The following is a 26,635-nucleotide window of genomic DNA, read 5'->3' as shown; positions in this document are numbered from 1 at the left end:
AACGAATGAAACGCCTCTCGCATGCAGCGTCCTCGGGCTTGTACCGTTTTCCCCATTACCTACAAACGGAGACAAGTCGATGAATCTTCCATCATTCGAAGGTCAACCCACAGCCAATGCGTCCGTCGGCGCGCCCGCGTGGGTCAAACATCGGAAACTGATCGACTGGGTCCAGCGCGTTGCCGCTCTGACCAAGCCGGAAAACATCGTCTGGTGCGACGGCTCGCAGGAAGAATACGACCGCCTCAGCGCGCAGATGGTCGAAGCCGGAACGCTCAAAAAACTCAATCCCGCCAAACGCCCGAATTCCTATCTCGCGTGCTCCGATCCGTCGGACGTCGCGCGTGTCGAGGATAGAACTTTCATCTGCGCGGAACGTCGCGAAGACGTGGGCCCGACCAACAACTGGGTTGCTCCCGACGAAATGCGCGCCACGCTCAACGGCCTGTTCGACGGCGCGATGCGTGGCCGCACGATGTACGTGATCCCGTTCTCGATGGGTCCGCTCGGCTCGCCGATCGCGCATATTGGCGTCGAACTGAGCGACAGCCCGTACGTGGTCACCAACATGCGCATCATGACCCGCATGGGCCGCAAGGTGTACGACGTCCTCGGCGAAGAAGGGCCGTTCGTGCCGTGCCTGCATTCGGTCGGCGCGCCGCTCGAAGCGGGTGCGAAAGACGTGCCGTGGCCGTGCAATCCCACGAAATACATCGTCCATTTCCCCGAAACGCGCGAAATCTGGAGCTACGGCTCGGGCTACGGCGGCAATGCATTGCTCGGCAAGAAGTGTTTCGCGCTACGCATCGCCTCCACGATGGGACGCGACGAAGGCTGGCTCGCCGAGCACATGCTGGTTCTCGGCGTGACCTCGCCGGAAGGACGCAAGCATCATGTCGCGGCGGCGTTCCCGTCGGCATGCGGCAAGACCAACTTCGCGATGCTGATTCCGCCGGAAGGCCTGAACGGCTGGAAAATCTCCACCATCGGCGACGATATTGCGTGGATCAAGCCGGGCAAGGACGGCCGTTTGCGCGCGATCAACCCCGAAGCCGGCTACTTCGGCGTCGCGCCGGGCACGAGCGAAAAGACCAACTTCAACGCCATGGCCACGTTGAAGGAAAACGTGATTTTCACGAACGTCGCGCTGACCGACGACGGCGACGTCTGGTGGGAAGGCATGACCGACGAACCGCCCGCGCACCTGATCGACTGGCAGGGCAACGACTGGACGCCGGCCATCGGCAAGGAGACCGGGCGCAAGGCGGCGCATCCGAACGCGCGCTTCACGGCGTCGGCGTCGCAATGTCCGTCTATCGACGCCGACTGGGAAAATCCGGCGGGCGTGCCGATCGACGCGTTCATCTTCGGCGGCCGCCGTTCCACGACTGTGCCGCTCGTAACCGAGGCGCGCAACTGGGTCGAAGGCGTCTACATGGCGGCCACCATGGGCTCCGAAACCACCGCCGCCGCAGCCGGCCAGCAGGGTGTGGTGCGGCGCGATCCGTTCGCGATGCTGCCGTTCTGCGGCTACAACATGAGCGACTACTTCGGTCACTGGCTGAAAACGGGCGAGCGCCTTGAACAACTGAACGCGAAGTTGCCGAAAATCTACTGTGTGAACTGGTTCCGCAAGGGCGCGGACGGCAAGTTCGTGTGGCCGGGCTTCGGCGAAAACATGCGCGTACTGAGCTGGATGGTGGGACGCATCGAAGGCACGGCGCAGGGCGAGGAGCATGCGTTCGGCGTGTCGCCGCACTACGAGGACATCGACTGGAACGGGCTCGATTTCACCCGCGAGCAATTCCAGCAGGTCATTTCCGTCGACGACGCAGCGTGGCGCGCCGAACTCGCGCTGCACAGAGAACTCTTTGACACATTGCAACAAGGCTTGCCGCCCGCGTTGACGCAAGCCAAGAGCCGGTTGGAGAGCAAGCTCGCTGGATAATCATGTGAGCGTTCACTCCGCCTTTTGAAGCCGCCTTCGGGCGGCTTTTTGGTTTTTGGCGCGCCTCGACCCTCGTCACTCCGGCGAATTTGGCTTTATTTTGTCTGGCCACCGCTGTTTCACCAATCGTCCGTCGGAAGCTGCGATGCAGCATATTGTTTCTCTTCATGGAACAATGAGCAGTCGTGCCCCACATTTGGACGCACAGTGGCATGAAAATCAACGCAATTTCCGTTTTGGCGGGCAACTTCTGCACGATTGCGCGAGTCGTAGGAGAATCCCTAGTTCGCTTCCATGGTTTTCACCGATTGTCAGGAAGCCGTAACACGGCAGGAGTCGTCAATATGGATCATTTGCAGTCGATGCGAGTTTTCGTCAAAGTGGCGGATCTCGGCAGTTTTGCCCGCGCTGCGAGCGCGATGGATATTTCCAACGCGGTTGCCACCCGTCACGTTGCCGACCTCGAAGGGCGCCTTGGTACGCGACTGCTCAACCGCACCACCCGCAGTTTGTCCCTGACCGAATCCGGCCAGGTGTATCTGGAGCGTGCGCGCCAGATTCTCGACGAACTCGAAGACGTCGAACAAATGGTGGTCGCGCGCAATCACGAACCCGTCGGCACCTTGCGAATCGTCGCGCCGGTCGTGTTCGGCCTGCATAACCTCGCGCTCGTGCTCCAGACCTATGCGGAGCGTTATCCGAAGGTCATTCCGGACGTGACGCTGGTGGACCGTCAAGTCGATCTGGTCGAAGAGGGTTTCGACGTGGGCGTCGTCATTGCGCGGCAAATGCGCAGCGCGAGCATCGTCACGCGGCGCCTGACCACGGGCTGCATGTCGGTGTGCGCGACGCCGGCCTATCTGGAGAAGCACGGCACGCCCACGCGTCCCGAGCATTTGCTGGAGCACCCGTGCCTGAGCCTGCCCTCGGAGTATTGGGGCGACGAGCGCGTGTTTACGGGGCCCGAAGGTGAAGTGCGCGTGCGCCCGTCGAACGTGATCGTGGCGAACAATACGGAGATGTTGCGCCAGTTCGCGCTGCTCGGCATGGGCATCGCGATCCTGCCGAGCTACCTGATTGGCCGGGACATGACGCGCGGCAGGCTTGTGCGGCTGCTGGGCGATTACCGTTTGCCGCAAGTCGAGGTCAATATTGCGTATCCGAGCCGCCGCCACTTGCCGGCGAAGGTGCGCACATTCATCGACCACCTCGTCGAGCATTTCAGCCAGACGCCGAATAGTCTGCTCGGGGAACAGTGGATCAAGGACGGCGCGGGGCGCCCGGCATCAGCGGCGTCGTTCGAATCGGCGGATTCCATGGCTCCGGAAGCGTTCGACGGCGCCGAGCCGTTGTCGCGGCTGCTGGACGGTGAGTTATCTCCGGTGCCGAAGAACCTGGCCAAGACGGCAAATCGCACACGGTCGACGGTGTTGACGCCGCTGTAAAGGCGCGTTTCCAAGCGGCCGGGTGCGCGGACGTACGAGACGCGCCGGATGTGCCGGAAGTGGCACTAGAAAGCGCGTTGCGCACGCGCCAAGAAAAAAGCGCGGTCACTTTACGTGACCGCGCTTTTTTTAATGTGCGCTGCAAATAAGGCCGACTCGACCGGAAACCTCGCAGCCGGACCACCGCTCGCTCAGGAGCCCGTTTTGCGCGCCACTGCTTTTTTCGCCGGAGCTTTCTTGGCCGCCGCGGTTTTGGTCGCTGGCGCTTTCTTCGCCGCGGCTTTTTTCGCCGCAGGTGCAGCTTTGACCGCGACCGCCGCTTCGTCGTCCTCAGCCTCGAATTCCGGTCCGGCTTTCGCCGCCGACTTCGCCGCCGTCTTGGCCGCAGTTTTCGCCGAGGGCTCCTTCTTCTCGAATTCGAAGCCGATCTTGCCGTCGTTCTGCTTGACGAGGAACGCCTTGAAATTACGGCCCGTGCGCGACGACTTGAAGTTCGTCAGCAGGTCGGTGCGTCCTTCTTCGAGCAGCTTGGCCATCTGCTCGCGAGCGATTTCCTGCTGCAAGATCACCTTGCCCGAGCGGAAGTCGCAGGTTTTCGGGCTCGCGACCGAGTTCTCGCAGACGTAGCTCATACCGTGCTCGAACACGCGTCCCTTGCATTTCGGGCATGCGCCCACCGGCTCCTGGTCGGAGAAGTCGGGCGGTTCCCCGTCCTCGCCGCCCGCGTCCTGACCGAAGTCGAACTCGAGCTTGTAGTTCTTGATTTCGTCGTCGAGCGAAAGCTTGAGGATCGCTGAGAACGGACGGCCCATCTTGCTGCGGAAACCCGACAGCGGCCCGATCGTCTTGTTCTTCAGCAATTCCTCGACTTCCTCGATCTCGAATTGCCGGCCGCCCGGAATTTTCGAAATCGAGAACTCGCACTTCGAGCATGCGAAGCGGCGGTAGTTTTCCTTCACCTGGCCGCCGCAATTCGGACACGGCGTCTCCAACGTCGCGTAATCGCCCGGGATCGTGTCCGAATCGTATTCCTTCGCGCGCTTGACGATGGTCTGCGTCATGCGGGCGATTTCCTGCATGAACGCGTCGCGCGGCAAATTGCCGCGTTCCATTTGCGAGAGCTTGTACTCCCACTCGCCGGTCAATTCGGGCGCGGTCAATTCCTTCACGCCAAGGCCGCGCAGCAGCGTCATCAACTGGAATGCTTTCGCGGTCGGAATCAGATCGCGGCCTTCGCGAATCAGATATTTCTCACCGAGCAGGCCTTCGATGATGGCCGCGCGCGTAGCCGGCGTACCGAGCCCCTTCGCGGCCATTGCTTCGCGCAGTTCGTCGTCTTCGACGAGTTTGCCCGCGCCTTCCATTGCCGAGAGCAACGTGGCTTCGTTGTAGCGCGCCGGCGGTTTCGTCACGAGCTGCTGGGCGGCGATCTTGTCGGTCTTGACCTTCTCGTCCTTCTGCACCGGCACGAGGTTGGCGTCTTCGCCGCTTATCTCGCGGCCATAAACCTGCAACCAGCCCGGTTCGACCAGCACCTTGCCTTCGGTCTTGAAGTGATGTCCGACCACTTCGGTGATGCGCGTGGTCACGCGATATTCGGCCGCCGGGAAGAATACCGACAGGAAGCGCTTCACGACGAGGTCGTAAAGCTTCTGTTCCGGCTCCGACAGATTCTTGGGCGCTTGCAGCGTTGGGATGATGGCGAAGTGATCGCTGATCTTGGAATTGTCGAAGATCCGCTTGTTCGGCTTCACCCAGCCCTTGTCGAGCACCTGCTTGGCGAACGGCAGATAGTTGTTGCTCTCCTTGAGCATGCCGAGCGTCTGCTTGACCGTCTCCATATAATCTTCGGGCAACGCGCGCGCGTCGGTCCGCGGATAGGTCAGCACCTTGTGCTTTTCGTACAGCGCCTGGGCGAGGCCGAGCGTGTTCTTGGCCGAGAAACCGAAGCGGCCGTTCGCTTCGCGCTGCAAACTGGTCAGGTCGAAAAGTGCCGGCGACAGTTGTGTGGACGGCTTCGACTCTTCCGTCACCGTGCCGATCTGGCCGCGGCAGGCCGCGACGATCGTCTCCGCCGCAGGCAGCGCCCACAGGCGCGAGTCGCGCTTTTCGGGATCGAACTCGTCGCGCTTGAACTTGGGATCGAACCAGCGGCCTTCGTAGAAGCCGCCCGCGCAGACGAACTCCGCTTTCACTTCCCAATAATCGCGTGGCACGAAGCGGCGAATCTTCTCTTCGCGCTCGACCACGATGGACAGCGTGGGCGTTTGCACTCGACCGACCGTGGTCAGGAAGAAGCCGCCGCCCTTGCTGTTGAACGCGGTCATGGCGCGCGTGCCGTTAATGCCGACAAGCCAGTCCGCTTCCGAGCGGCAACGCGCGGCATCGGCGAGCGGCTGCATTTCCTCGTCGCTACGCAGGCGCGCGAAGCCGTCGCGGATCGCGCCGGCCGTCATGGATTGCAGCCAGAGGCGCTGCACCGGCTGCTTCGCTTTGGCGTGCTGCGCGATGAGGCGGAAAATCAGCTCGCCTTCGCGGCCCGCGTCGCATGCGTTGATAAGCCGGTCGATGTCCTTGCGCTTGAGCAGCTTGGTCAGCACCTTCAGGCGCGACTCGCTCTTGGCGATCGGATTCAGATCGAAATGTGGCGGAATGACGGGCAGATTGGCGAAACTCCACTTGCCGCGTTTGACTTCGTACTCGTCGGGCGCGGCGATTTCCAGCAGGTGGCCCACTGCCGAGGACAGAACGTAGTCGTCGTTCTCGTAGTACTCGTCATGCTTGGTAAAACCGCCCAAAGCGCGCGCGATGTCGTTCGCGACGGAAGGCTTTTCGGCGATGATCAGTGCTTTGGACATGACTCGATGTGAGGTTGGTATATCCGGGTTGGTGGCCTTGAGCGCGCCCAGTTGGCGCGGCCCTCGTTTGCGACCTTGCTACCCATTAACGACCGCTTTATAGCACACGACGCGAAAGCGGCGCGTCAAGTGCCATAAAAGCACGCCATCAAAATTGCGTGCTCAGCAACTGGACAAGCTGCGGCAAATGCGCCGTACGCCGCTCGCAACCGCCATGCCGCAAGGGCTCTGGCGACCCTCGGGCCACACCGTGAAGCCGCCGTTGGCGCGCATTCAGGCGACCGCCAGCGCGGGGCGCAATTTGGGCGCGCCGCTCACGCCGGGCAAGGCTGTCAGGTCCGACACCATGCGCTCGACAATCGCTGCCTGTGGCAAAACGGTGCCGAAAAATCGTGTCGTTACCGAGTCTTCGATCAGGATGGTCGGAAAATTCTCCACGTCGAGATCGTCGAATCGGTCTGCATGGGTTTCGATATCGATCCATGCGAAACAGATTTCCGGGTGCCGCTCGGCCAGCTTGTCGAACGCCTCCCGATACTCACGACAGGTTCCGCACCATTCCGCGCATAGGCAGGCAACGAACAGCGTGTCGGGTTCGTTGACGCGCTCGGCGATCCGGTCCGGGTCGGTGTCGAGGTTCAGCGCGGGCATGGTGGTTCCTTAAATGCTTGGGATGCTGTGTTGGATGCTTTGGCGCGAATGTAGCATGGTCGATCCCGCAGAGTGGTCAAGCCGGGTTGATGCGCATCAGCCGGGGCTGGCTCGCGCATACCGGCCGCCGGGCAGCGCGCTGATCTCGCCGGCGAGTTCGAGTTGCAGAAGCGTCGTGTGCAAGACCGTGTGGTCCATTTCGGTGCGCGTGGCGAGAATTTCAAGCGTCGTGGGCGCGTAGCCCAACGCGGCGAGGAGCCGCTGGGCGTCGGCGTCGGACGCGGCCTTGACCGGCGATGCGCGGGTTGCCGTCGCGGCCTCTGCCGGCTCGCCGGGTTCGATCCGGCGAACCGCGCTGGTCGCGGAGCCGGCGTAAAACTCCCGCGTCGCCGCCTGTTCGCGCCGGACGCGCGCAGCGGCCAAGGCTGCCGCGTTGGCAAACCCCAGCTCCTCCAGCACCTCCTCGGGCGTCTCGACCAGCCTCGCGCCTTGCTTGATCATCCGATGACACCCCCGCGACAAGGGCGCGTGGATCGACCCAGGCAACGCGAAAATATCGCGGCCCATTTCGTTGGCGAGCCGCGCCGTGATGAGCGAGCCCGAGCGCATGGCCGCCTCGACGACCAGCACGCCGCTCACGAGGCCCGCGATCAACCGGTTGCGCTGCGGGAAGTTGGCGGCGCGCGCGGGCGTGCCGAGCGGCCATTCCGACAGAATCGCGCCTTGCACGGCGATCTGCCGGGCGAGCGCATGATGCGCCGCCGGATAGACGAGGTCCGCGCCGGTGCCGATCACGGCCACCGTGCTCCCGATGCCCGCGAGGCCGCCCGAATGCGCCGCTCCGTCGATGCCGAGCGCGAGCCCCGACACGACAGTCACGCCCGCCGCCGAAAACGCCCGCGCGAAGCGTTCCGCATCTTCGACACCTTGCGGCGTCGCGCCGCGGCTGCCCACCAGCGCGACCGCCCGCGTGTGCAGCAGGTCCAGCCGGCCCTTTATATATAGCAGCGGCGGCGGATCGGGCATGGTGAGGAGAGCCGGCGGATAGGCTGGGTCGTCGAGCGTCACGACCTGGTTGCCGGGAAGCTCTCGCCACGCACGCACCGCGTCGAGATGGGCGTCGAATTCGGGGCCGGTGGGCGCCAGTGCGGCGCGCGCAGCTGCTTCGCCAGCGACAGCGGCGAGCGTTTCATGGTCCTGCCGAAGGATCGCTTCGGGTAGTCCGAAAGCGGTCAGCAGCAGGCGCAACGCCGCGGGTTTCAGTCCGGCGGCGAGTGAGAGCCGCAGCCACGCGGCAAGTTCAGCATCGGTTGCAGGCAAAGTGCGCATTGCGGTCGATCCTCCTGTAGGGCCAGCGGGCAGGCGGGCGCCATGCTAAAATTTTCATCATCCGAAATAACTGCAGCGCCGCGCCCACCCGCGCGGGCTCGTCGTCTAGCGCATGGGGCGCGTTGAATCGAACCGGTTCGACACCATCTATCGTGTGCGTATTGCGACGGCCCGACAACCTGGCCGAATGGCCACCGCAGGTTCTTTCCCGGTTGGCGGCGCACAGAAATTACCCTCGAAATCATGGCTTTACTGAACATTCTCAATTACCCGGACAAGCGGCTGCACAAGGTTGCGAAGCCGGTGGAGCAGGTCAACGACCGTATCCGCCGCCTCGTCGCGGACATGGGCGAAACCATGTACGCCGCGCCGGGCGTCGGCCTTGCGGCGACCCAGGTTGACGTGCATGAGCGCGTGATCGTGATCGACGTGTCGGACTCGCACGATCAGCTGCTCGCCTTTATCAACCCGGAAATCGTCTGGTCGAGCGACGAGAAAAAGCTGTCGGAAGAAGGCTGTCTGTCGGTGCCGGGCATTTACGACAACGTCGAGCGCGCTGAAAAAGTGCGCGTGCGGGCGTTGAACGAAAAGGGCGAAACCTTCGGACTCGATTGCGAAGGGCTTCTCGCCGTGTGCATTCAGCACGAAATGGATCACCTGATGGGCCGCGTGTTCGTCGAGTACCTGTCGCCGCTGAAGCAGACGCGCATCAAGAGCAAGATGAAAAAGCTCGCCCACGCGATGTAACGCGCGCCCCTTCCGCTTCCTGACTTCTTTTTCGCTGATGAGCCATTCGTTGCGCGTTGTCTTTGCCGGTACGCCGGAATTCGCCTCGGCCGCGCTGGCCGCCATCCACGGTGCCGGTTTTCCGGTGCCGCTCGTGTTGACCCAGCCTGACCGCCCCGCCGGGCGCAGCATGAAACTGCAAGCGAGTCCCGTCAAGCGTTACGCCGAAGAGCATGGGCTTGCTGTCGCGCAGCCGACTTCGCTGCGCCGCGCGGGCAAGTATCCGGCCGAAGCCGCTTCGGCCATCAACCACTTGCGCGCCACCCCGCACGACGTGATGGTGGTGGCCGCGTACGGCCTGATCCTGCCGCAGGAAGTGCTCGACATCGCGCCGTTTGGCTGCATCAACATTCACGCGTCGCTGTTGCCGCGCTGGCGCGGCGCGGCGCCGATTCATCGCGCGATCGAAGCGGGCGACGCCGAAACCGGCATCACGCTGATGCAAATGGACGCCGGCCTCGACACCGGCGCGATGATTTCGGAACTGCGCACTCCCATTTCCGCCGACGACACCACCGCGACCTTGCACGACCGCCTGGCGCAAGACGGCGTGAAGTTGATCGTTGCGGCGCTTGTCGAACTCGAGCGCGGCGGCGCGAAGCTCGCCTCCACGCCGCAACCCGCCGACGGCGTGACCTATGCCGAAAAGATCGGCAAGCATGAGGCCGCGCTCGACTGGCGCCGCCCGGCTGCCGTTCTCGCTCGCCAGGTGCGCGCGTTCGATCCGTTTCCCGGCGGCGTGGGCATGCTCGAAGACGGCACGTCGATCAAAATCTGGGCTGCCGCCGCCGAAGCGGCAAATGGCGAGCGCGAGCCCGGCCTCATTACCGGCGTTTCGCCCGAAGGCGTGGTCGTGGCCTGTGGGGAGGGCGCGCTGCGTCTCACGCAATTGCAAAAACCCGGCGGCAAGCGCCTGCCGGTGCGCGAATTTCTGGCCGGTTTCACGTTGGCTGCGGGGCAGCGCTTTCAACTTTCCGAAGCAAAATAGCATCGCCAGCGGCGCCTGAACATCGTCCATTCGGCCGATGGCGAACGGGCACGCCCGCGCGCTCGCCGCGCGTTAAAATTCTCCATGCAGCGGCTCACGTCTAGAGGATTCCCATGTTCGGCATCACCCATTTCGAGTTTTTCGTCGTCGCAGTTTTTCTGCTGAACGTCACGCCTGGTCCCGACACCGCTTATATCGTCGGGCGTAGTGTCGCGCAGGGACGCGGCGCGGGACTCATGTCCGCGCTCGGTATTTCGGCCGGCTGCTGCGTGCATTCGCTCGCGTGCGCGTTCGGCTTGACCGCGCTGCTCGCCGCGTCGGCCACGGCGTTCACGGTCATCAAATTTGTCGGCGCGATTTATCTGATTTATCTCGGCGTGCGTCTGGTTTTCGCCAATCCCGCCGCCGACGAAGCGCGCGGCGAAGCACGCGCGGCCGGCGCGCCGAAGTCGCTGCGTCAGCTTTTCCTGCAAGGCTTCTGGACGAATGTGCTGAATCCGAAGGTGGTGCTTTTCTTCGTCTCGTTTTTCCCGCAATTCGTCACGGCGGGCACCGACCACAAGGCGTTCGCGTTTCTCACACTCGGCGCGGTGTTCGTGGTGATGAGCATGTTGTGGAACAGTTTCGTCGCGTGGATCGCCGGCAGCGTCACGCGGCGTTTCTCCGGCAAGCCTTCAGTGAAGAAGTGGCTCGACCGCGGCGTGGGGACCGCCTTTGTCGGCTTGGGAATCAAGCTCGCCACTTCATCGAGATGATTGAATTTTCCGCGCGCGTCCATATCTAACATTTAGCTTACAATCAGGCGCCGCAATCATGCGGCACGGATATGAACCCGCGTGCGGGCAAGGAGTGGCAGACATGTTCAATTGGGTCAAAACCGCGATGTTGATGGCCGCGATCACGGCCCTTTTCATCGTGATCGGCGGAGTGATCGGCGGGTCGCGCGGCATGACGATCGCGCTCGTCCTCGCGCTCGGTATGAATTTCTTTTCCTACTGGTTCTCGGACAAGATGGTTCTGCGCATGTACAACGCGCAGGAAGTCGACGAAACTAGCGCGCCGCAGTTCTACCGGATGGTGCGCGAGCTTTCTACCCGTGCCAGTTTGCCTATGCCGCGCGTCTATCTGATCAACGAAGACGCACCGAACGCGTTCGCGACCGGCCGCAATCCGGAACATGCGGCGGTGGCGGCGACCACCGGCATTCTGCGTGTGCTCTCCGAGCGTGAAATGCGCGGCGTGATGGCGCACGAACTCGCGCACGTGAAGCATCGCGACATTCTCATCTCGACAATTTCCGCCACCATGGCGGGCGCAATCTCCGCGCTCGCAAACTTCGCGATGTTCTTCGGCGGCCGCGACGAAGAGGGGCGCCCCACGAATCCGATCGCCGGCATTGCGGTTGCGCTGCTCGCGCCTATCGCCGGTGCGCTGATCCAGATGGCGATTTCCCGCGCGCGCGAGTTCGAAGCGGACCGTGGCGGCGCGCAGATTTCCGGCGACCCGCAAGCGCTCGCGTCGGCGCTCGACAAGATTCATCGCTATGCGAGCGGTATTCCGTTTCCCGCAGCCGAGCAGCATCCGGCTACCGCGCAGATGATGATCATGAATCCGCTCGCGGGCGGCAGCATCGCGAATCTGTTTTCAACGCACCCGGCTACCGAAGAACGCATCGCGCGTTTGATGGAAATGGCGCGCACGGGGCGTTTCGAATAAGCGCGAGGCACGTGGCATAGAGAAAGGCGAGTTCAGAGACTCGCCTTTTTTCATTGTCCGCATGCCAACGCGCACGCGAACATACGCGCGCGCCACCAGCCGACAGGCGGTGGCGGTCCGCCAGCCGCGCCACGCTACAATGTGTGTTCATTGTGTCGCGCGCACCGCGTGGCCTGCTTTTGCCCTCTCATGATCCAAAAGTCTTCTTCGCGTACTGCTTCCTCGTCGGCGCGTTCGCGCGAGTCCCGTCTGTCCGTGCTGCATCTCGCTCCGGAATCGCTCGGCTTTGCGCTCGATTGCGCCGCGCAAGCCGTGGGCGCCGTGCGCCTCGGCTCGGCTTTGCCGGCGGCGTTGCAGTCCGTTTTCGTGGCCGCGCCAGAAGGCAATGCCGCCGCTGCGCGCGGTGCGGTGCAGGACATCGCGTATCGGACAATGCGGCGTCTCGGTACGGTCGAATGGCTGATCGCGCGGCTGGTGAAGAAGGCGCCCCCGCCGCATATCGGTCATGTGCTCGCGTGCGCATTCGCGCTTCTGATCGACGACGAAGCCAGTGCCGCCTATACGCCTTTCACGGTCGTCGATCAGGCGGTCAGCGCGACGTCGGCACGCCGCGAATTCGCGTTCGCGAAGGGTCTCGTCAACGCGGTATTGCGCAATTTCCTACGCGAGCGCGAGGCGCTGCTGACAGAAGCGCAAGCCGACGAAGTCGCCCGCTGGAATTACCCGACATGGTGGATCGACGCAGTGAAGCGCGCATGGCCTGACGCGTGGCAAGACGTGCTCACGGCCGGCAACACGCAAGGCCCGTTGACGCTGCGCGTGAACGCGCGTCACTCGACTGTCGAAGCGTATCTACAAGTGCTGGCCAATCATCACATTGCCGCGAGCAAAGCCGGCGACTACGCCGTGAAGCTCGCCACGCCGATGCCCGTCGAGCGCATTCCGGGCTTCAGCGAAGGCGTGGTCTCCGTGCAGGACGCCGGCGCGCAGCTCGCCGCGCAGCTCCTCGGCGGGCGCGACGGCATGCGCGTGCTCGACGCGTGTGCGGCGCCCGGCGGCAAGACCGGGCATTTGCTGGAACTCGCGAATCTGCAACTCGTTGCGCTCGAAAGCGATGCGTCGCGCGCGCGGCGTATCGGCGAAAATTTGCAGCGGCTCAAGCTCGACGCAGAAGTGCGTATCGGCGACGCCGGTGCGCCATCCAAATGGCATGACGACATCGACCAGCCGTTTGACCGCATTCTCGCGGACGTGCCGTGCTCGGCGTCGGGCATCGTGCGACGTCATCCGGACATTCGCTGGTTGCGTCGAAAGTCCGATATTCCCGCGCTCGTCGAGGAACAGCGGCGCATTCTGGACGCGCTGTGGCCGCTCGTGAAACCAGGCGGCGAATTGCTCTACGTTACGTGCTCGATCTTTCCGGATGAAGGCGAGTTGCAAGCGCAGTGGTTTGGAAACAAGTATCAGGATGCGGTACGATTGGACGCGCCGGGGCAACTCTTCCCTTCAGTCGCCCGCGCGCCCGCCGACCCATCGGCCGGTTCCCATGCCGGAGAATTCGCTGATATCAGCGCCGGCGCGAACTCAGACCACGACGGATTTTTCTACGCGCGCTTTCAGAAACGGTGACCATCAAACGCTTCTTCCCGCTTCGGCTCGCTGCCGTGCTTTGGATCGCGCTGGCCGTCTGGCTTGCGGCGCCGGGCATGGCGCACGCCGACTCGATCGCCGTGCAGCGCGCATCGCTGCAAGCCGACAATACCGGTTGGAGTCTCGACGCCCGTTTCGACTTCGACTTGAACAGCAATCTCGAAGACGCGGTCAATAAAGGCATCCCGCTTTACTTCACGACCGACTTCGAATTGAGCCGGCCGCGCTGGTACTGGTTCGACGAGCAGCCGGTCAGCGTGTCGCAGAGCCTGCGCCTGTCGTTTCAGCCGCTCACGCGCGAATATCGCGTGTCGAGTGTGTCGTCGGGCGGTTTGCAGCTCGGCTTCTCCACGCTCAAAGACGCGCTCGCGGTCATCAAGCACGTGACCTCGTGGCATGTGATCGACCGCAACGACGTCCATGCCGGCGAGACGTATAACGCGTCCGTGCGCATGCAGCTCGACATCGCGTTGATGCCCAAGCCGTTCCAGATCGACGCGGTGAACAACCGCGACTGGAACCTCGCTTCCGAGTGGAAGCGCTTTACTTTTACGGTGACTGAACGTGCTAAATAAAGTGCGCTCCGCCACCAGTGTCAGCAGCATCGTCGTGCGCGTGCTGGTGTCGACGGTCGCCGTGACGGCCGTGTTGCTGCTCGTCCTGCTCGCCGCGGCAAGCGCGAACACCGAATTCTTCGACCGCTATTACCAGTGGCTGTACGCCGCCAACCTCGCGGTCGCGATGATCTTCCTGCTGGTGGTGGCAGCGCTCGTCATCATCATCATTGCGCGCTTGCGCAAGGGTAAGTTCGGCACGCGGCTGCTCGCCAAGCTCGCGTTTTTCATGGCGCTTGTCGGCGTGGTGCCGGGCGGCATCATCTACGTCGTCTCTTATCAGTTCGTGTCGCGCAGTATCGAATCGTGGTTCGACGTGAATGTCGAAACCGCGCTCACGTCCGGGCTGAATCTCGGGCGCGGCATGCTCGACGCGTCACTGTCCGATCTGCAAACCAAGGGCCGGCTGATGTCCGAGCAGCTCGCGAGCGCGGATGCCGCCGGCACGACGCTCACGCTGCTGCGTCTGCGCGACCAGTTCGGCGTGCAGGACGCGACGATCGTCGAGCCCACGCGCAGCATGTCCGGCGCCACGCCCGACATGCACGTGGTCGCGCAGGCATCGAGCAGCTACTCGACGCTCGTGCCGAACGACCTGCCCTCGCAGTTGATGATCGACCAGGCGCGCGGACGCGGCTATGCGGCGATCGAGGGCGAAATCGACGGCGATCCGCATGCTCACGGCAGCAAGGGCGCGCTGCGGCTGCGCGTCGTGCAGCGCATTCCCGATTCGAACGCGGCGCTTCTGCAACCCACTGAGCGTTTTCTGCAACTCACGCAGCCGGTGTCGCAATCGCTCGCGCGCAATGCCGACGCCGTGCAGCGCGCGTATCGCGAGTATCAGGAGAAAGCGCTCGGGCGTACCGGCTTGCGCAAGATGTACATCGGTACGCTGACGCTCGCGCTGTTCCTCGCCACCTTCATTGCGATGATGCTCGCGCTCGCGCTCGGCAATCAGCTTGCGCGGCCGCTGTTTCTGCTCGCGCAAGGCACGAAGGAAATCACCGAGGGCGACTACACGCCGAAGCGCGAAATCAAGTCGCGCGACGAACTCGGCTTTCTCACGCAATCGTTTAACGCCATGACGCGGCAGTTGTCCGAAGCGCGCGCCGCGGTCGAGAACAACCGCATCGCGCTCGAACATTCAAAGGCGTATCTCGAGAGTATCCTCGCGAATTTGACGGCGGGCGTGTTCGTGTTCGACCGGCAATTCCGGCTCACCACGGCGAACCGCGGTGCGGAGCGCATCTTCCGTCAGCAGTTCCAGGAAGTGCTGGGCTCGGCGCTCGAACAGATCGGCGTGCTGAGCGAATTTGGCGGCATGGTGCGCAAGGCGTTTGCCGATCGCGAAGCGGCAAGCGGCGACGGTCACGACGACGGCGGCCACTGGCAGCAGCAGTTCTCGATTCAGGTGCCGGGCGAATCCGAGCCGCTCACCGTGCTCGTGCGCGGCGCGCGCCTGTTGTCCGCGACCGACCCCGACGCGCAGGACTTGCAGACATCGGGCTATGTGGTGGTCTTCGACGACATTTCCGACGTCATCTCCGCGCAGCGTTCTATCGCATGGGGTGAGGTCGCGCGGCGGCTCGCGCACGAGATCAAGAATCCGCTCACGCCGATCCAGCTCTCGGCCGAGCGTTTGCAGATGAAGCTTGCCGACAAGCTGTCGCCGTCGGACGCCGATGTGTTGAAGCGCGGCGCGACCACGATCGTCAACCAGGTCGCCGCGATGAAGCAGATGGTCGACAATTTCCGCGACTATGCGCGCACGCCGCCGGCGGTGCTCGCGCATCTGCAATTGAACGATCTCGTCAGCGAAGTGCTCACGCTTTACGGTATCGAGGAAGGCAAGGGCGCCATCCAGGTCGAACTCTCCGCGTTGCCGGCCATCCGCGGCGACGCCACGCAATTGCGCCAGGTGATTCACAACCTGCTGCAAAATGCGCAGGACGCGGTGGCCGACTCGGAGCATCCGCGTGTGCTGCTGGAGACGAGGACAGTAGAATACGGAGACCCCGACGCGGAGGGCAAGGCGCGCGTCGCGGTGCGTCTGACCGTGTCGGATAACGGACCGGGTTTTCCCACGCGTATCCTCACACGTGCATTTGAACCCTACGTGACGACCAAGGCGAAGGGCACTGGCCTGGGTCTTGCGATGGTCAAGAAGATCGTCGATGAACACGGCGCGCGTATCGACATTCGCAATCGCATGAAAGCGGGCGATGTCATCGAAGGCGCGCAGATTTCGATTCTCTTCCTTCAACTGGCAGACGACAGCGCGGCTCCCGAAACGGGATCGCGTCCTGCGCACGGCAGTGCGGCGCAGGGAAAGACAAAAGCAACAGTGCAGACAAAGGCAGCGTAAATGGCAACCATCCTGGTGGTAGATGATGAAATGGGCATCCGGGAATTGCTCTCGGAGATCCTGAGCGACGAAGGGCATGTCGTGGAAGCGGCGGAAAACGCGCAGCAGGCGCGCGAATTCCGTTTGCGTCAGGCGCCGGACCTGGTGCTGCTCGACATCTGGATGCCCGATACCGACGGCGTGACGCTGCTCAAGGAATGGGCGGCGCAAGGGCAGCTCACCATGCCGGTGATCATGATGTCCGGCCACGCGACAATCGACACCGCAGTCGAAGCGACGAAGATCGGCGCGCTGAATTTTCTCGAGAAGCCGATCGCGTTGCAGAAACTGCTGAAGGCCGTCGAACAAGGTCTTGCGCGCGGAACCGCGGCGCTCATGCCGGGCGGCGCGGCGGCGAAATCGGCGTTGCCGTTGCATTCTTCGACGGTGGCTTCGGCGGCGGCATTGCCGATTCTTTCCGCCGACGGCCTCGGCAACGGCGTGCTCGCGGCGCAAACGGCCTCGATCTCGTTCGACATTCCGCTGCGCGACGCACGCGATGCATTCGAGCGCGCGTACTTCGAATATCACCTCGCGCGCGAGAACGGCAGCATGACGCGCGTCGCGGAAAAAACCGGACTGGAGCGCACGCACTTGTATCGCAAGCTCAAGCAACTCGGCGTCGATCTCGGGAAAAACAAAGGCGAGTGAGCGTTTCACGTCCGCGCCGGGATTCGCCTGCGCCGACTTTTTTCGCGAAGGGGCTTGCCCAGTTCGTGGCCCTTTGATATTATTTCGTTCTTCGTTGGCCCGGTAGCTCAGTTGGTAGAGCAGCGGATTGAAAATCCGCGTGTCGATGGTTCGATTCCGTCCCAGGCCACCAGGATTCAGCCCCAGGAAATCGCAAGATTCCTGGGGCTTTTCCTTTTGTCTTCCAAGTGTGGCAAGCATGCGTTGCTTCAGCGCGTGCGGGCGGTATGCCGAGGGGCGCTCGGCGAGGTTCGGCGTCGCGTGATAAAATCGCGCCAGTTCAAGGACTTGCATGCGAGTGCGTCGCCCGCCGAATCCGGCTGATCCGGCGAAAGGCACGCGGCAACGCCGCGATCCGCACCGAACCCCTCGCCCGACGATTAACGGTATAAGGCCCAGCGACTTCGCAGGCGGAAGGCGCGGCCTATACTGCTTTGGGCCGGCAGCAGTGCCGGCACGCGTCGCGCCGCGTTGCTTGCATGGCGCACCTCGCGCAGCGCGACGTGGCACTCTTCATTCACGGAGTTTCACGGTGATCCGCAAAGACGCTAAGCGTAGCGCTCTGGTGCTGTTTTCCGGCGGCCAGGATTCCGCCACGTGCCTCGCATGGGCACTTGAACGATATGAAACGGTCGAGACGCTCGGCTTCGATTACGGCCAGCGGCACCGGGTCGAACTCGAATGCCGCGAAGGCTTCCGCAGCGCGGTTGCGCGTACATTTTCTGCATGGGGCGAGCGCCTTGGCGACGATCACATGATCGACCTGTCCGTGCTCGGCTCGATCAGCGAAACCGCCATGACGCGCGAAATCGAGATCGAGGCCACGGCCAACGGTTTGCCGAACACCTTCGTGCCGGGCCGCAATCTGATGTTCATGACGATCGCCGCGGCTATAGCTTATCGGCGTGGTTTGCAGGTGCTCGTCGGCGGAATGTGCGAGACGGATTTCTCGGGCTATCCCGATTGCCGCGACGACACCATGAAGGCGTTGCAAGTCGCGCTGAATCTCGGAATGGACTCGCGCTTCGCGCTCGAAACGCCGCTGATGTGGCTCGACAAGGCGGACACGTGGCGTCTCGCGCACGAGTTGGGCGGCGACGAACTGGTGGAACTCGTGCGCGTCGAGACGCACACGTGCTACGTCGGCGAACGCGCCGAATTGCATGCGTGGGGTTTCGGGTGCGGCGAATGCCCGGCCTGCCGCTTGCGCAAGCGTGGTTACGAAGCCTATCTGGCAGGCGAAAAGGTAACCGGACCGGTGTGAGAATTCCGCGCCAGAGGCGGATCGGGCAATCATTTTTGGGTACACAACGTACTCAACGTACACGATACAGGGTCGAGGCAAAAGGCAGCATGACGTACGCGGTCAAGGAAATTTTCTACACGTTGCAAGGCGAGGGCGCGAACGCCGGTCGCCCGGCCGTGTTTTGCCGCTTCGCCGGCTGCAATCTGTGGTCGGGCCGCGAAGAAGATCGCGCGGACGCCGTGTGCCGCTTCTGCGATACGGACTTTGTCGGGACCGACGGCGAAAACGGCGGCAAGTACCGCACGCCCGACGAGCTGGCGCAGATGATCGCGTCGCAATGGCCGGAAGGCGAGGGCCAGCGCTTTGTCGTGTGCACGGGCGGCGAACCGATGTTGCAGATCGACCCCCCGCTGGTCGACGCGCTGCATGCAGCCGGCTTCGAAATCGCCATTGAAACGAACGGCTCCTTGCCGGTGCTCGAAACGATCGACTGGATTTGCGTGAGCCCCAAGGCCGACGCGCCGCTCGTCGTTACGAAAGGCAACGAACTGAAGGTCGTGATTCCGCAGGACAACCAGCGCCTGTCCGACTATGCGAAGCTCGACTTCGAGTATTTCCTCGTCCAGCCGATGGATGGCCCGTCGCGCGACATCAACACCAAGCTCGCGATCGACTGGTGCAAACGCCATCCGCAATGGCGCCTGTCGATGCAGACCCACAAGTATCTGAATATTCCCTGATTTGCCGTGCTGACGATTACACGAAAACTCGAATTCGACGCGGGTCACCGCATTCCCGATCACCGCAGCCAGTGCCGTAATCTGCACGGCCATCGCTATGTGCTCGAAATCACGCTGCAAGGCGATCTGGTCGACACCGAAGGCGCGCCCGATCGCGGCATGGTGATGGACTTTGCCGACGTGAAGTCGCTCGCCGTCGAACACCTCGTTGACAAGTGGGATCACGCGTTTCTCGTCTACGAAGGCGACACGCAAGTGCGCGGCTTCCTCGAAAGCATGTCGGGCCACAAGACCGTGGTGCTCGACCGCATTCCCACCGTGGAAAACCTCGCGGCCATCGCGTTCGACATCCTCGCGAACGTTTACGACGCGCACTACGGCGTGAATCTGCGCCTTCACAAGCTGCGCCTGTACGAGACGCCGAATTGCTGGGCCGACGTCGTCCGCGACTGAAACCCTGTCTGCTTGCGCCGCATCCCCGGGCGCGCCACATAAGCGGCCACATCAAGCCGCCCAACCCCCGCGTTATTGTCACGGTATGATCGCTCCGATAAACACACGGAGCGAGACATGCCGGTCACCGCATTGCGTCGCAGCACGCACATCGGCCGCCAGCGTCCTCACGGAGCGCGGCGATGAGCACCTTCACCAATCCCCTGAAGCAACGTCTGAAAGAAGCCGATCCGCTGTTCGGGCTATGGCTGTCGCTCGGCAGCGATGCCGCCGCGGAAGCGCTCGCGCACGCCGGCTTCGACTGGCTGCTGATCGACATGGAGCACGCGCCGAACGACAGCGGCGACGTGACCTCGCAATTGCGCGCGATTGCCGCCGCGCATCTGCCGAGCGAACCGGTGGTGCGCTTGCCGGCGAGCGAGGCGTGGCTCGTCAAGCGCGTGATGGACGCCGGCGCGCGCACGCTGATGTTCCCGAACATCGAGTCCGCGGAAGAAGCGGCGCGCGCGGTGCGTCTCACGCAATATCCGAGCGCCGAGGCGGTCGATGGACTGCGCGGCGTCGCGGGCGCAGTGCGGGCCGCGGCGTACGGAATGCGGCGCGACTATGTGCAAACGGCTAACGCGCAAATCGCGACCATCGTGCAGATCGAGTCGGCGCGCGGCCTCGACGAAGTGGAGAAAATCGCGGCGACGCCGGGCGTCGATTGCCTGTTCGTCGGCCCCGCCGATCTCGCCGCGAGCCTCGGTCATCTCGGCGATTCGAAGCATGCCGACGTGCAGGCGGCGATGGCGCGCATCGTCAGCGCCGCCGGCAAGGCGGGGATTGCCGCCGGCATTTTTGCCATGGACGCCGCGAGTGCAAGGCAGCATCGCGACGCCGGTTTTCGTTTTATCGCGCTGGCCGCCGACGTCATGTGGATGTTGCGCGCAACCCGCCAGGCGTTGCAGGAGGTGAGGTCATGAAGTGGATGGTGCAAGGCGTCGTCGCGCGTGCGGCAGTTGCGGCGGCGTTGATGACGGGACTGGCGGCGCATGCGCAAGATCGCGTCGCGAAGCCGAACGATCCTGAGACGCAAACCGCAGTGGCCGACTACAACGCCGGAAATTTCAGCGCGGCGCTTTCCGAATTTCATCAGGCCGCCGAGCGCGGCAGCCGGCTCGCGGAGTTCAATTACGCGATGATGCTGCTCAACGGCGAAGGCACGGCCGTCAATGTCGAAGAAGGCAAGAAGTGGCTGCGCAAGGCCGCCGACGCCAACATGTCGCACGCGCAATATGTGTACGGCAAGATGTACGACGATGGCGAGTTCGTCGGGCGCGATCCGGTCGAGGCGCACCGCTGGTTTTTGAAGGCCGCGCAACAAGGACACGTGCAGGCGGAACTCGCGCTCGCCAATCAGTTCCTCGATGGCCGCGGCACCGACCGCGACAACAAGCAGGCGTTCGTCTGGTACAAAAAAGCCGCCGAGGGTGGCGACATGACCGCGCAATACGTGACCGGCTCGTTCTACGAGCGCGGCGGCGACGGCGTCGATAAGAACCTGAACGTGGCGCGAGCGTATTACGCGGCGGCGGCGGCGCAGGGCGATCCGGCGGCGCGCTTGAAGTATCAGCAACTCAGCGCGCAATTGCGGGATCACAAGGAAGTCAAACCGCAGTAGGCAAAAAAGGGGCGCACCTGACGATGCGCCCCTTCTGTTTTCCGGGCTTCGCTTTTGCGGCTGGCTGTTGTGCCGCAGCCGCTAACTCTGCATCAGCCGCTTCTGCCGCGCGACGCTCATGATGAGGCCGATGGCCACGCCGAGCGTCGTGAGCGCCGTGCCGCCGTAACTCATGAACGGCAGCGGCACGCCGACCACCGGCAAGATGCCGCTCACCATCCCGATATTGACGAACGCGTAGGTGAAGAACGCCATGGTCAGCGATCCGGCCAGCAGACGCCCGAATAGCGTCGCGCCGTTCGCCGCAATAAAGAGCCCGCGCGCGATCAGCAGCATGTAGAGCGTGAGCAGCACGATGCCGCCCGCGAGCCCGAATTCCTCGGAGAACACCGCGAAGATGAAGTCGGTGTGCTTCTCGGGGATGAACTCCAGATGCGCCTGCGTACCCTTGAGCCAACCCTTGCCGAGCGGGCCGCCAGAGCCGATGGCGATCACCGCCTGAATGGTGTGGAAGCCCTTGCCGAGCGGATCGGAAGTCGGATCGAGCAGCGTGCAGATGCGGTGTTTCTGGTAGTCGTGCATCAGCGGCCATTGCACTTCCGGCTGGCAGATCTTGTCCTGGAAGACCGCAATCGACGCAACCGCAATCACGCCGGCAATCAGCACCGGCACGATCAGCCTGAAGCTGAGCCCTGCAAAGTAGATCACGAAGAAGCCGGCGGCGAAGACCAGCACGGCAGTGCCGAGATCGGGCTGCTTGGCGATCAGGCCGACCGGCAGCGCGAGAATCACCAGACCGACCAGGTAGTCGTACCAGCGCATCACGCCTTCGCGCCGCTGGTAATACCAGGCGAGCATCAGCGGCGTGGCGATCTTCAGAATCTCCGAGGGCTGGATGACCACGCCCACGTTGATCCAGCGCTTCGCGCCCTTGCGCGTGAGCCCGAATAGCGCGACGGCAATGAGCAGCGCGATCCCGAATGTATAGAGCGGAACCGCGAAGCGCATCAGCGTGGTGGGTGGAACATTGGCGAGCGCCCACATCAGGACGAACGTCAGCATGATGTTGCGCAACTGGTCTTCCACGCGGCCCGGCACATCCAGACTCGCGCTGTACAGGGTGACGATGCCCACACACAGCAGCAGAAACACGACCAGTGCGAGCGGACGGTCGAAGCCCGCAAACATCCGCTTGATGCGGTCGAGCCAGGCGCGCTTATCGAATTGCATGCCTCTCTCCTTACTCGTCGATGCCGCCGGAAACCGGCTGGCGTGGCGACGTGGCCTCAGTGCCGGTATCGCGCTTGGGTTCCCGGCGGGACGTCCCGTTGGTGCGCGCGGCGGCGGCTTGCGCCGGCTCGCTGGCCGGTCGCGGTTGATGCGGGGCGCCGGATTGACGCGGCGCCGGATTCTTTGCTGCCGACGCAGCCGTGGCCGCCGTAGCTGATGCAGGCAACTTCGGCCGTGCCGCCGATGCCGGCGCTTTCGAAGTTGCGGCGGCAGGAGCCGAAGCCGCCCCGGATACCGCCGCAGCCGCGCTTGCCGCATTGGCAGCCGACGCGGCAGACGCCGCTGCGGCAGCCGATGCCGCCGCAGCGGCCGAAGCCGCACCCGGTATGGGAAGCGCGGTGAAACCCGCGGCGATTTTGACCGGCTGCCCGACTTCCGGTTGCACCGGCGCGCCACCGACTTCCGGCGCGGACGCGTCCTCGGTCGCCGATGCCGCCGCCGCGACTGCCGCCGCCTGCGCACCCGGCTTGTCCTTGCCGACGAGGTAATAGTCGAGCACCTTGCGCGCGATCGGGCCCGCTGCTTCCGCGCCCCAGCCGCCGTTTTCGACGATCAACGCGAGCGCGATCTTCGGTTGCTCGACCGGCGCGAAAGCGATGAACAGCGCATGGTCGCGCAGATGCTCCGCGACCGCGTGGCCCTTGTAGTTCGCGCCCTGTAGCGAGTACACCTGCGCCGTGCCCGTCTTGCCCGCCGCCTGATACGGCGCGCCGATGAACAGTTTCGACGCCGTACCGTTCGTCACGACGCCTTCCATCGCGCGCTTGATGATGTCGATGTCCGATTGCTTGACGGGAATCTTGTCGCTCGGATCGCGCACGACCGGCCGCGTGTCTTTCGTGATCGGATTTTCGATGTCGCGCACGAGATGCGGTTTCATCACCACGCCGTTGTTCGCAAGCGTGGCCGTGGCGTGCGCTAGCTGGAGAATCGTGAACGAGTTGTAGCCCTGGCCGATGCCGAGGCTGATCGTTTCGCCTTCGTACCACTTCTGCTGTTCGGGCTTGCGGTACGCCTTGCGCTTCCAGTCCGTGGACGGCAGGATGCCGCGCGCCTCGCCCGCGATGTCGATGCCGGTGATCTGGCCGAAGCCCCACGGCTTCATGAAGTTCGCGATGTTGTTCACGCCGAGATCGTGCGCAAGCATGTAGAAATAGGTGTCGTTCGACACGACGATCGCGCGGTTCATGTCGACCCAGCCCTGACCCGAGCGCACGTCGTTGCGGAACGTGTGGCCGCCGAACGTGTACGAACCGGGGTCCTGGAAGCCCCAGCCCGGTGTGCGCTTGTGCAGCGTCAGCGCGGCGAGCGCCATGAACGGCTTATAGGTGGAACCCGGCGGATAGGTGCCGTGCAGCGGCCGGTTCAGGAGCGGATGGTCGGGTGAGTTGTTGAGCTCGTCCCAGGTTTGCTGATCGATGCCGTCCACGAACGAATTCGGATCGAAGCTCGGCGCCGACACGAACGCGAGCACGTCGCCCGTCGACGGTTCAATGGCGACCAGCGCGCCGCGGCGGCCCGCGAAGGCCTGTTCGGCGACCTGCTGCAAGCCGATGTCGAGCGACAGCACGAGGTTGTTGCCGGGCGTGGCCTGCGTGCGCGATAACGTGCGCACGGGGCGGCCGCCGGCGGTGACTTCCACTTCCTCGAAACCGGTCTGGCCGTGCAGTTCGGTCTCGTAACTCTGCTCGACGCCGATCTTGCCGATGTAGTCCGTGCCCTTGTAGTTATTCGCGTCCAGACGCGGATCGTAGTGATCCGGATCGCTGTCGTTCTGGTCGCTGGCGTCGTCGATGCGATCCTGGTCGCGCTGCGAAATCCGCCCGATATAGCCAATGACGTGCGCGGCCGTCGGCCCGAGCGGATATTGGCGGAACAGGCGCGCGCGCACTTCCACGCCGGGGAAGCGGAAGCGCTGCGCGGTGAAGCGCGCGACTTCGTCGTCGGTGAGGCGCGTGCGGATCGGCAGGCTTTCGAAGTTCTTTGAATCTTCCTGGAGCTTCTTGAAGCGGCGGCGGTCGCGTGCGTCGATCGACACGACCGTGGCCAGATTGTCGATCACGTTTTCGAGCGAGTCGTTCAGCTTCGAGGGCGTGATTTCGAGCGTGTAGGCCGAGTAGTTCTTGGCGAGCACGACGCCGTTGCGGTCCGTGATGATGCCGCGGTTCGGCACGATCGGCGCGACGGAAATGCGGTTTTCGTCCGCCTGCAACGAGTATTTGCTGTAGTGCCAGACCTGCAGGAACAGGAAGCGGAAGGCGATCAGCCCGAAGCAGACGAACACGAACAGGCCCGCCGCCGCGACCCGCAGGCGGAACTTCGAGAGCTGTTGCTGAGTGTCCTTGAATTCGGTCATGCGATTCTGCAAAAGGCCGTGTCACGGCCATCATGAGTGTGCGCCTGATCCGGCCTAGGCCGGAAGGCATGAACATACGACGCGAGCCGAACGGGGCCGCCGCGTGAGTGCCATTGGAACGGCTGGCGGCCTCGACGCGTGGCTAAATGGGCCGCGTGTCGTCGGGGTCGGCCGGGCGGCGTTGCGGCATCAACAGCAAGACGCTCGCGATCGGCCACAGCGCGGCTTCCACGAACCCGTCGATCAGATAACCCCAACCGGGAAACGCCGCGCCCGTCAGCAGACGGATCACGAACGGCACCAGTTGCGCGATCACCAGTAGCGGCATGACCGCGAAAGTCTGCACGCCGAGCGACATCCACAACACGCGGCGGTGGATCGTAATCGCGCCATACGACAGCAGCGTATACGCCAGCGCGTGCTCGCCGAGGAGGCTCGCGTTGTGCACGTCCATCAGCAAGCCGAGGAAAAACGCAATGCCCATGCCGACCTTGCGCGGCTGATGCACATTCCAGAACAGCAGCACGAGCGCGACGAAGTCCGGCACGCCGACGAGACGCCCCCACGGCATCAGGTTCAGCAGGAACGCGGCAGCGAGGCTGAACGAGATGAAGTACGGATTGACCGGTTGCAGGATGTATTGCGGGCGGTTCATTGCTTGGCCCCCGGCGTGGCTTGCGGCTGCGCTTTTTCGGCGGCGGCCGGTTTCTTCGATGCAGCGGATTTCTGATCGGCGGCGGCCTTGCCGGCTTGGGCAGGTTGAGCCGGTTGAGCAGGTTGAGCAGGTTGGGCAGGCGCTTTCTCGGCGGACTTGTCCGCCGGCTTGGCGGATTTGTCGGCTGCGGCCTTGGCGTCCGCTGCCTTCGCGCCTTTCTTCGCTTTCGCGGCGGCTGCGGCGTCCGGCTCTTCAGCGGGACGCGGCGGCACGTCGTTCACGTAATGCAGCACCAGCAACTGACGCGCGCCGCGCACCGGCGCAATCGGCAAGCAAATGACGCGCGCGAATGCCGTGTCGGCCTGTTTATCGACCCGCACCACCTTGGCGACGGGCAGGCCCGGCGGATACACACCGTCGAGTCCACTCGTGACGAGTTCGTCGCCCGTCTGGACGTCGGCGCTGATCGGCACGAAACGCAGATCGAGTGTGTCGCCCTTCGGCGTGCCGTAAATCACGCTGCGCAAGCCGGTGCGCACGATTTGCACGGGCACCGCCTGATCCTTGTCGGTGAGCAGCGTCACTTCGGCTTGCAGCGGGTACACGCGCGTGACCTGGCCGATCACGCCGTCTTCGTTAACGACCGGCGAGCCGGTCTGGATGCCTTGCTGCGCGCCGCGGCCAATCACGACCTTCTGCGTGAACGGGTCGCGCGTGTCGTACTGGATTTCCGCGGGCAACGTTTGCGTGGTGGAGCGCTGCGACAGTTGCAGCAGCGCGCGCAAATGGGCGTTTTCGGTCGCGAGCCCGGCGGCCGTATTGGCTTGCTGCGAAAGCTGTAGATCTTTTTCTCGGAGCTTTTCGTTTTCGCTGCGCAGCGTCGCGCTGGTCACAGCCAGATCGGCTGCGCCCATGAAGACGTCGCGCGGCACGAGCGCCGCGCGTTGCAACGGATAGAGACCCGCGCCGAGCACGCCACGAACGATTTCGAGCGTTTTGAAGCGTGCGTCGGAGATCAGCAGGGCGAGCGCAAGCACGACGAAAAAGACGAGTCGGGCGAGTGCTGACGGGCCTTGCTTGAACAGGGGCGGCGGACTGTATTCCATGGTCGGCGCCGGGGGCGTGAGCGGTTGGGTGAGGCGGCGGCGCGCGG

22 protein-coding genes and 1 tRNA gene are annotated in these 26,635 nt (G+C 63.6%); 16 read left to right on the top strand and 7 right to left on the bottom strand.

Annotation, left to right across the window (positions count from 1 at the left end; all coding sequences use genetic code 11):
* The first annotated feature begins 79 nt into the window (after window positions 1-79).
* On the top strand, window positions 80-1,948 hold the full coding sequence (locus VOM14_RS25335; RefSeq protein ID WP_327631500.1) for a phosphoenolpyruvate carboxykinase (GTP): 1,869 nt from the start codon (window positions 80-82) through the stop codon (window positions 1,946-1,948).
* 344 nt (window positions 1,949-2,292) lie between these two features.
* Window positions 2,293-3,393 (top strand): LysR family transcriptional regulator, encoded by a 1,101-nt coding sequence (locus VOM14_RS25330; protein WP_327631499.1) that lies wholly within the window; start codon window positions 2,293-2,295, stop codon window positions 3,391-3,393.
* Window positions 3,394-3,584: 191 nt separating this feature from the next.
* On the opposite strand, the gene VOM14_RS25325 is transcribed toward VOM14_RS25330, so the two are convergent.
* From VOM14_RS25325 to dprA, 3 genes are all read right to left on the bottom strand, one after another.
* Complete coding sequence (locus VOM14_RS25325) at window positions 3,585-6,251, bottom strand: DNA topoisomerase III (protein WP_327631498.1); 2,667 nt, start codon at window positions 6,249-6,251, stop codon at window positions 3,585-3,587.
* Window positions 6,252-6,524: 273 nt separating this feature from the next.
* Window positions 6,525-6,902: a thioredoxin family protein gene (locus tag VOM14_RS25320; RefSeq protein ID WP_327631497.1), complete on the bottom strand. Its 378-nt coding sequence runs from the start codon at window positions 6,900-6,902 to the stop codon at window positions 6,525-6,527.
* 96 nt (window positions 6,903-6,998) lie between these two features.
* Window positions 6,999-8,231 (bottom strand): DNA-processing protein DprA, encoded by a 1,233-nt coding sequence (gene dprA / locus VOM14_RS25315; protein WP_327631496.1) that lies wholly within the window; start codon window positions 8,229-8,231, stop codon window positions 6,999-7,001.
* Between the two features lie 243 nt (window positions 8,232-8,474).
* Between dprA and def the strand changes: the two genes are divergently transcribed.
* From def to VOM14_RS25245, 14 genes are all read left to right on the top strand, one after another.
* The gene (def, locus tag VOM14_RS25310) at window positions 8,475-8,978 is read left to right on the top strand and encodes a peptide deformylase (protein WP_327631495.1); all 504 of its coding nucleotides are present in this window, start codon (window positions 8,475-8,477) and stop codon (window positions 8,976-8,978) included.
* Between the two features lie 37 nt (window positions 8,979-9,015).
* A complete protein-coding gene (gene fmt, locus VOM14_RS25305) occupies window positions 9,016-10,005 on the top strand; it encodes a methionyl-tRNA formyltransferase (protein ID WP_327631494.1) in 990 nt (329 codons plus the stop codon).
* 113 nt (window positions 10,006-10,118) lie between these two features.
* Window positions 10,119-10,760, top strand: coding sequence for a LysE family translocator (locus tag VOM14_RS25300; RefSeq protein WP_327631493.1), 642 nt, complete (start codon window positions 10,119-10,121; stop codon window positions 10,758-10,760).
* A 103-nt stretch (window positions 10,761-10,863) separates the two neighbouring features.
* Window positions 10,864-11,721, top strand: coding sequence for a zinc metalloprotease HtpX (htpX, locus tag VOM14_RS25295; protein ID WP_327631492.1), 858 nt, complete (start codon window positions 10,864-10,866; stop codon window positions 11,719-11,721).
* 189 nt (window positions 11,722-11,910) lie between these two features.
* On the top strand, window positions 11,911-13,350 hold the full coding sequence (rsmB, locus tag VOM14_RS25290) for a 16S rRNA (cytosine(967)-C(5))-methyltransferase RsmB (protein WP_327631491.1): 1,440 nt from the start codon (window positions 11,911-11,913) through the stop codon (window positions 13,348-13,350).
* Window positions 13,347-13,946 (top strand): DUF4390 domain-containing protein, encoded by a 600-nt coding sequence (locus VOM14_RS25285; RefSeq protein WP_327631490.1) that lies wholly within the window; start codon window positions 13,347-13,349, stop codon window positions 13,944-13,946. The genes rsmB and VOM14_RS25285 overlap by 4 nt, the downstream gene beginning before the upstream one ends.
* Window positions 13,936-16,350 carry a sensor histidine kinase gene (locus VOM14_RS25280; RefSeq protein WP_327631489.1) on the top strand — a complete coding sequence of 805 codons (2,415 nt, stop codon included), beginning with the start codon at window positions 13,936-13,938 and terminating at the stop codon, window positions 16,348-16,350. The genes VOM14_RS25285 and VOM14_RS25280 overlap by 11 nt, the downstream gene beginning before the upstream one ends.
* The gene (gene esaR, locus VOM14_RS25275) at window positions 16,351-17,040 is read left to right on the top strand and encodes a response regulator transcription factor EsaR (protein ID WP_327631488.1); all 690 of its coding nucleotides are present in this window, start codon (window positions 16,351-16,353) and stop codon (window positions 17,038-17,040) included.
* Window positions 17,041-17,136: 96 nt separating this feature from the next.
* A tRNA-Phe gene (locus tag VOM14_RS25270) sits at window positions 17,137-17,212 on the top strand.
* Between the two features lie 399 nt (window positions 17,213-17,611).
* Window positions 17,612-18,343 (top strand): 7-cyano-7-deazaguanine synthase QueC, encoded by a 732-nt coding sequence (gene queC / locus VOM14_RS25265; protein WP_327631487.1) that lies wholly within the window; start codon window positions 17,612-17,614, stop codon window positions 18,341-18,343.
* Between the two features lie 89 nt (window positions 18,344-18,432).
* Complete coding sequence (queE, locus tag VOM14_RS25260; RefSeq protein ID WP_327631486.1) at window positions 18,433-19,065, top strand: 7-carboxy-7-deazaguanine synthase; 633 nt, start codon at window positions 18,433-18,435, stop codon at window positions 19,063-19,065.
* Window positions 19,066-19,074: 9 nt separating this feature from the next.
* Window positions 19,075-19,518 carry a 6-carboxytetrahydropterin synthase QueD gene (queD, locus tag VOM14_RS25255; protein WP_327631529.1) on the top strand — a complete coding sequence of 148 codons (444 nt, stop codon included), beginning with the start codon at window positions 19,075-19,077 and terminating at the stop codon, window positions 19,516-19,518.
* A gap of 182 nt (window positions 19,519-19,700) precedes the next feature.
* The gene (locus VOM14_RS25250; RefSeq protein WP_327631485.1) at window positions 19,701-20,483 is read left to right on the top strand and encodes an HpcH/HpaI aldolase family protein; all 783 of its coding nucleotides are present in this window, start codon (window positions 19,701-19,703) and stop codon (window positions 20,481-20,483) included.
* Window positions 20,480-21,181 (top strand): tetratricopeptide repeat protein, encoded by a 702-nt coding sequence (locus tag VOM14_RS25245; protein ID WP_442955583.1) that lies wholly within the window; start codon window positions 20,480-20,482, stop codon window positions 21,179-21,181. Before VOM14_RS25250 ends, VOM14_RS25245 begins: the two co-directional genes overlap by 4 nt.
* 81 nt (window positions 21,182-21,262) lie before the next feature.
* On the opposite strand, the gene rodA is transcribed toward VOM14_RS25245, so the two are convergent.
* The 4 genes from rodA to mreC form a co-directional block, all read right to left on the bottom strand.
* On the bottom strand, window positions 21,263-22,411 hold the full coding sequence (rodA, locus tag VOM14_RS25240) for a rod shape-determining protein RodA (protein WP_327631484.1): 1,149 nt from the start codon (window positions 22,409-22,411) through the stop codon (window positions 21,263-21,265).
* 10 nt (window positions 22,412-22,421) lie between these two features.
* Window positions 22,422-24,827, bottom strand: a complete 2,406-nt coding sequence (gene mrdA / locus VOM14_RS25235; RefSeq protein ID WP_327631483.1) for a penicillin-binding protein 2 — start codon at window positions 24,825-24,827, stop codon at window positions 22,422-22,424.
* 142 nt (window positions 24,828-24,969) lie between these two features.
* On the bottom strand, window positions 24,970-25,482 hold the full coding sequence (gene mreD, locus VOM14_RS25230) for a rod shape-determining protein MreD (protein WP_327631482.1): 513 nt from the start codon (window positions 25,480-25,482) through the stop codon (window positions 24,970-24,972).
* A complete protein-coding gene (gene mreC / locus VOM14_RS25225; RefSeq protein WP_327631481.1) occupies window positions 25,479-26,588 on the bottom strand; it encodes a rod shape-determining protein MreC in 1,110 nt (369 codons plus the stop codon). The genes mreD and mreC overlap by 4 nt, the downstream gene beginning before the upstream one ends.
* Window positions 26,589-26,635: the final 47 nt, after the last annotated feature.

The sequence above is a fragment of the Paraburkholderia sp. MPAMCS5 genome, assembly GCF_036016995.1.
Taxonomy (GTDB): domain Bacteria; phylum Pseudomonadota; class Gammaproteobacteria; order Burkholderiales; family Burkholderiaceae; genus Paraburkholderia.
The sequence above is the reverse complement of the archived record's forward strand: the minus strand, read 5'-3'. Positions and strand labels throughout refer to the sequence as shown.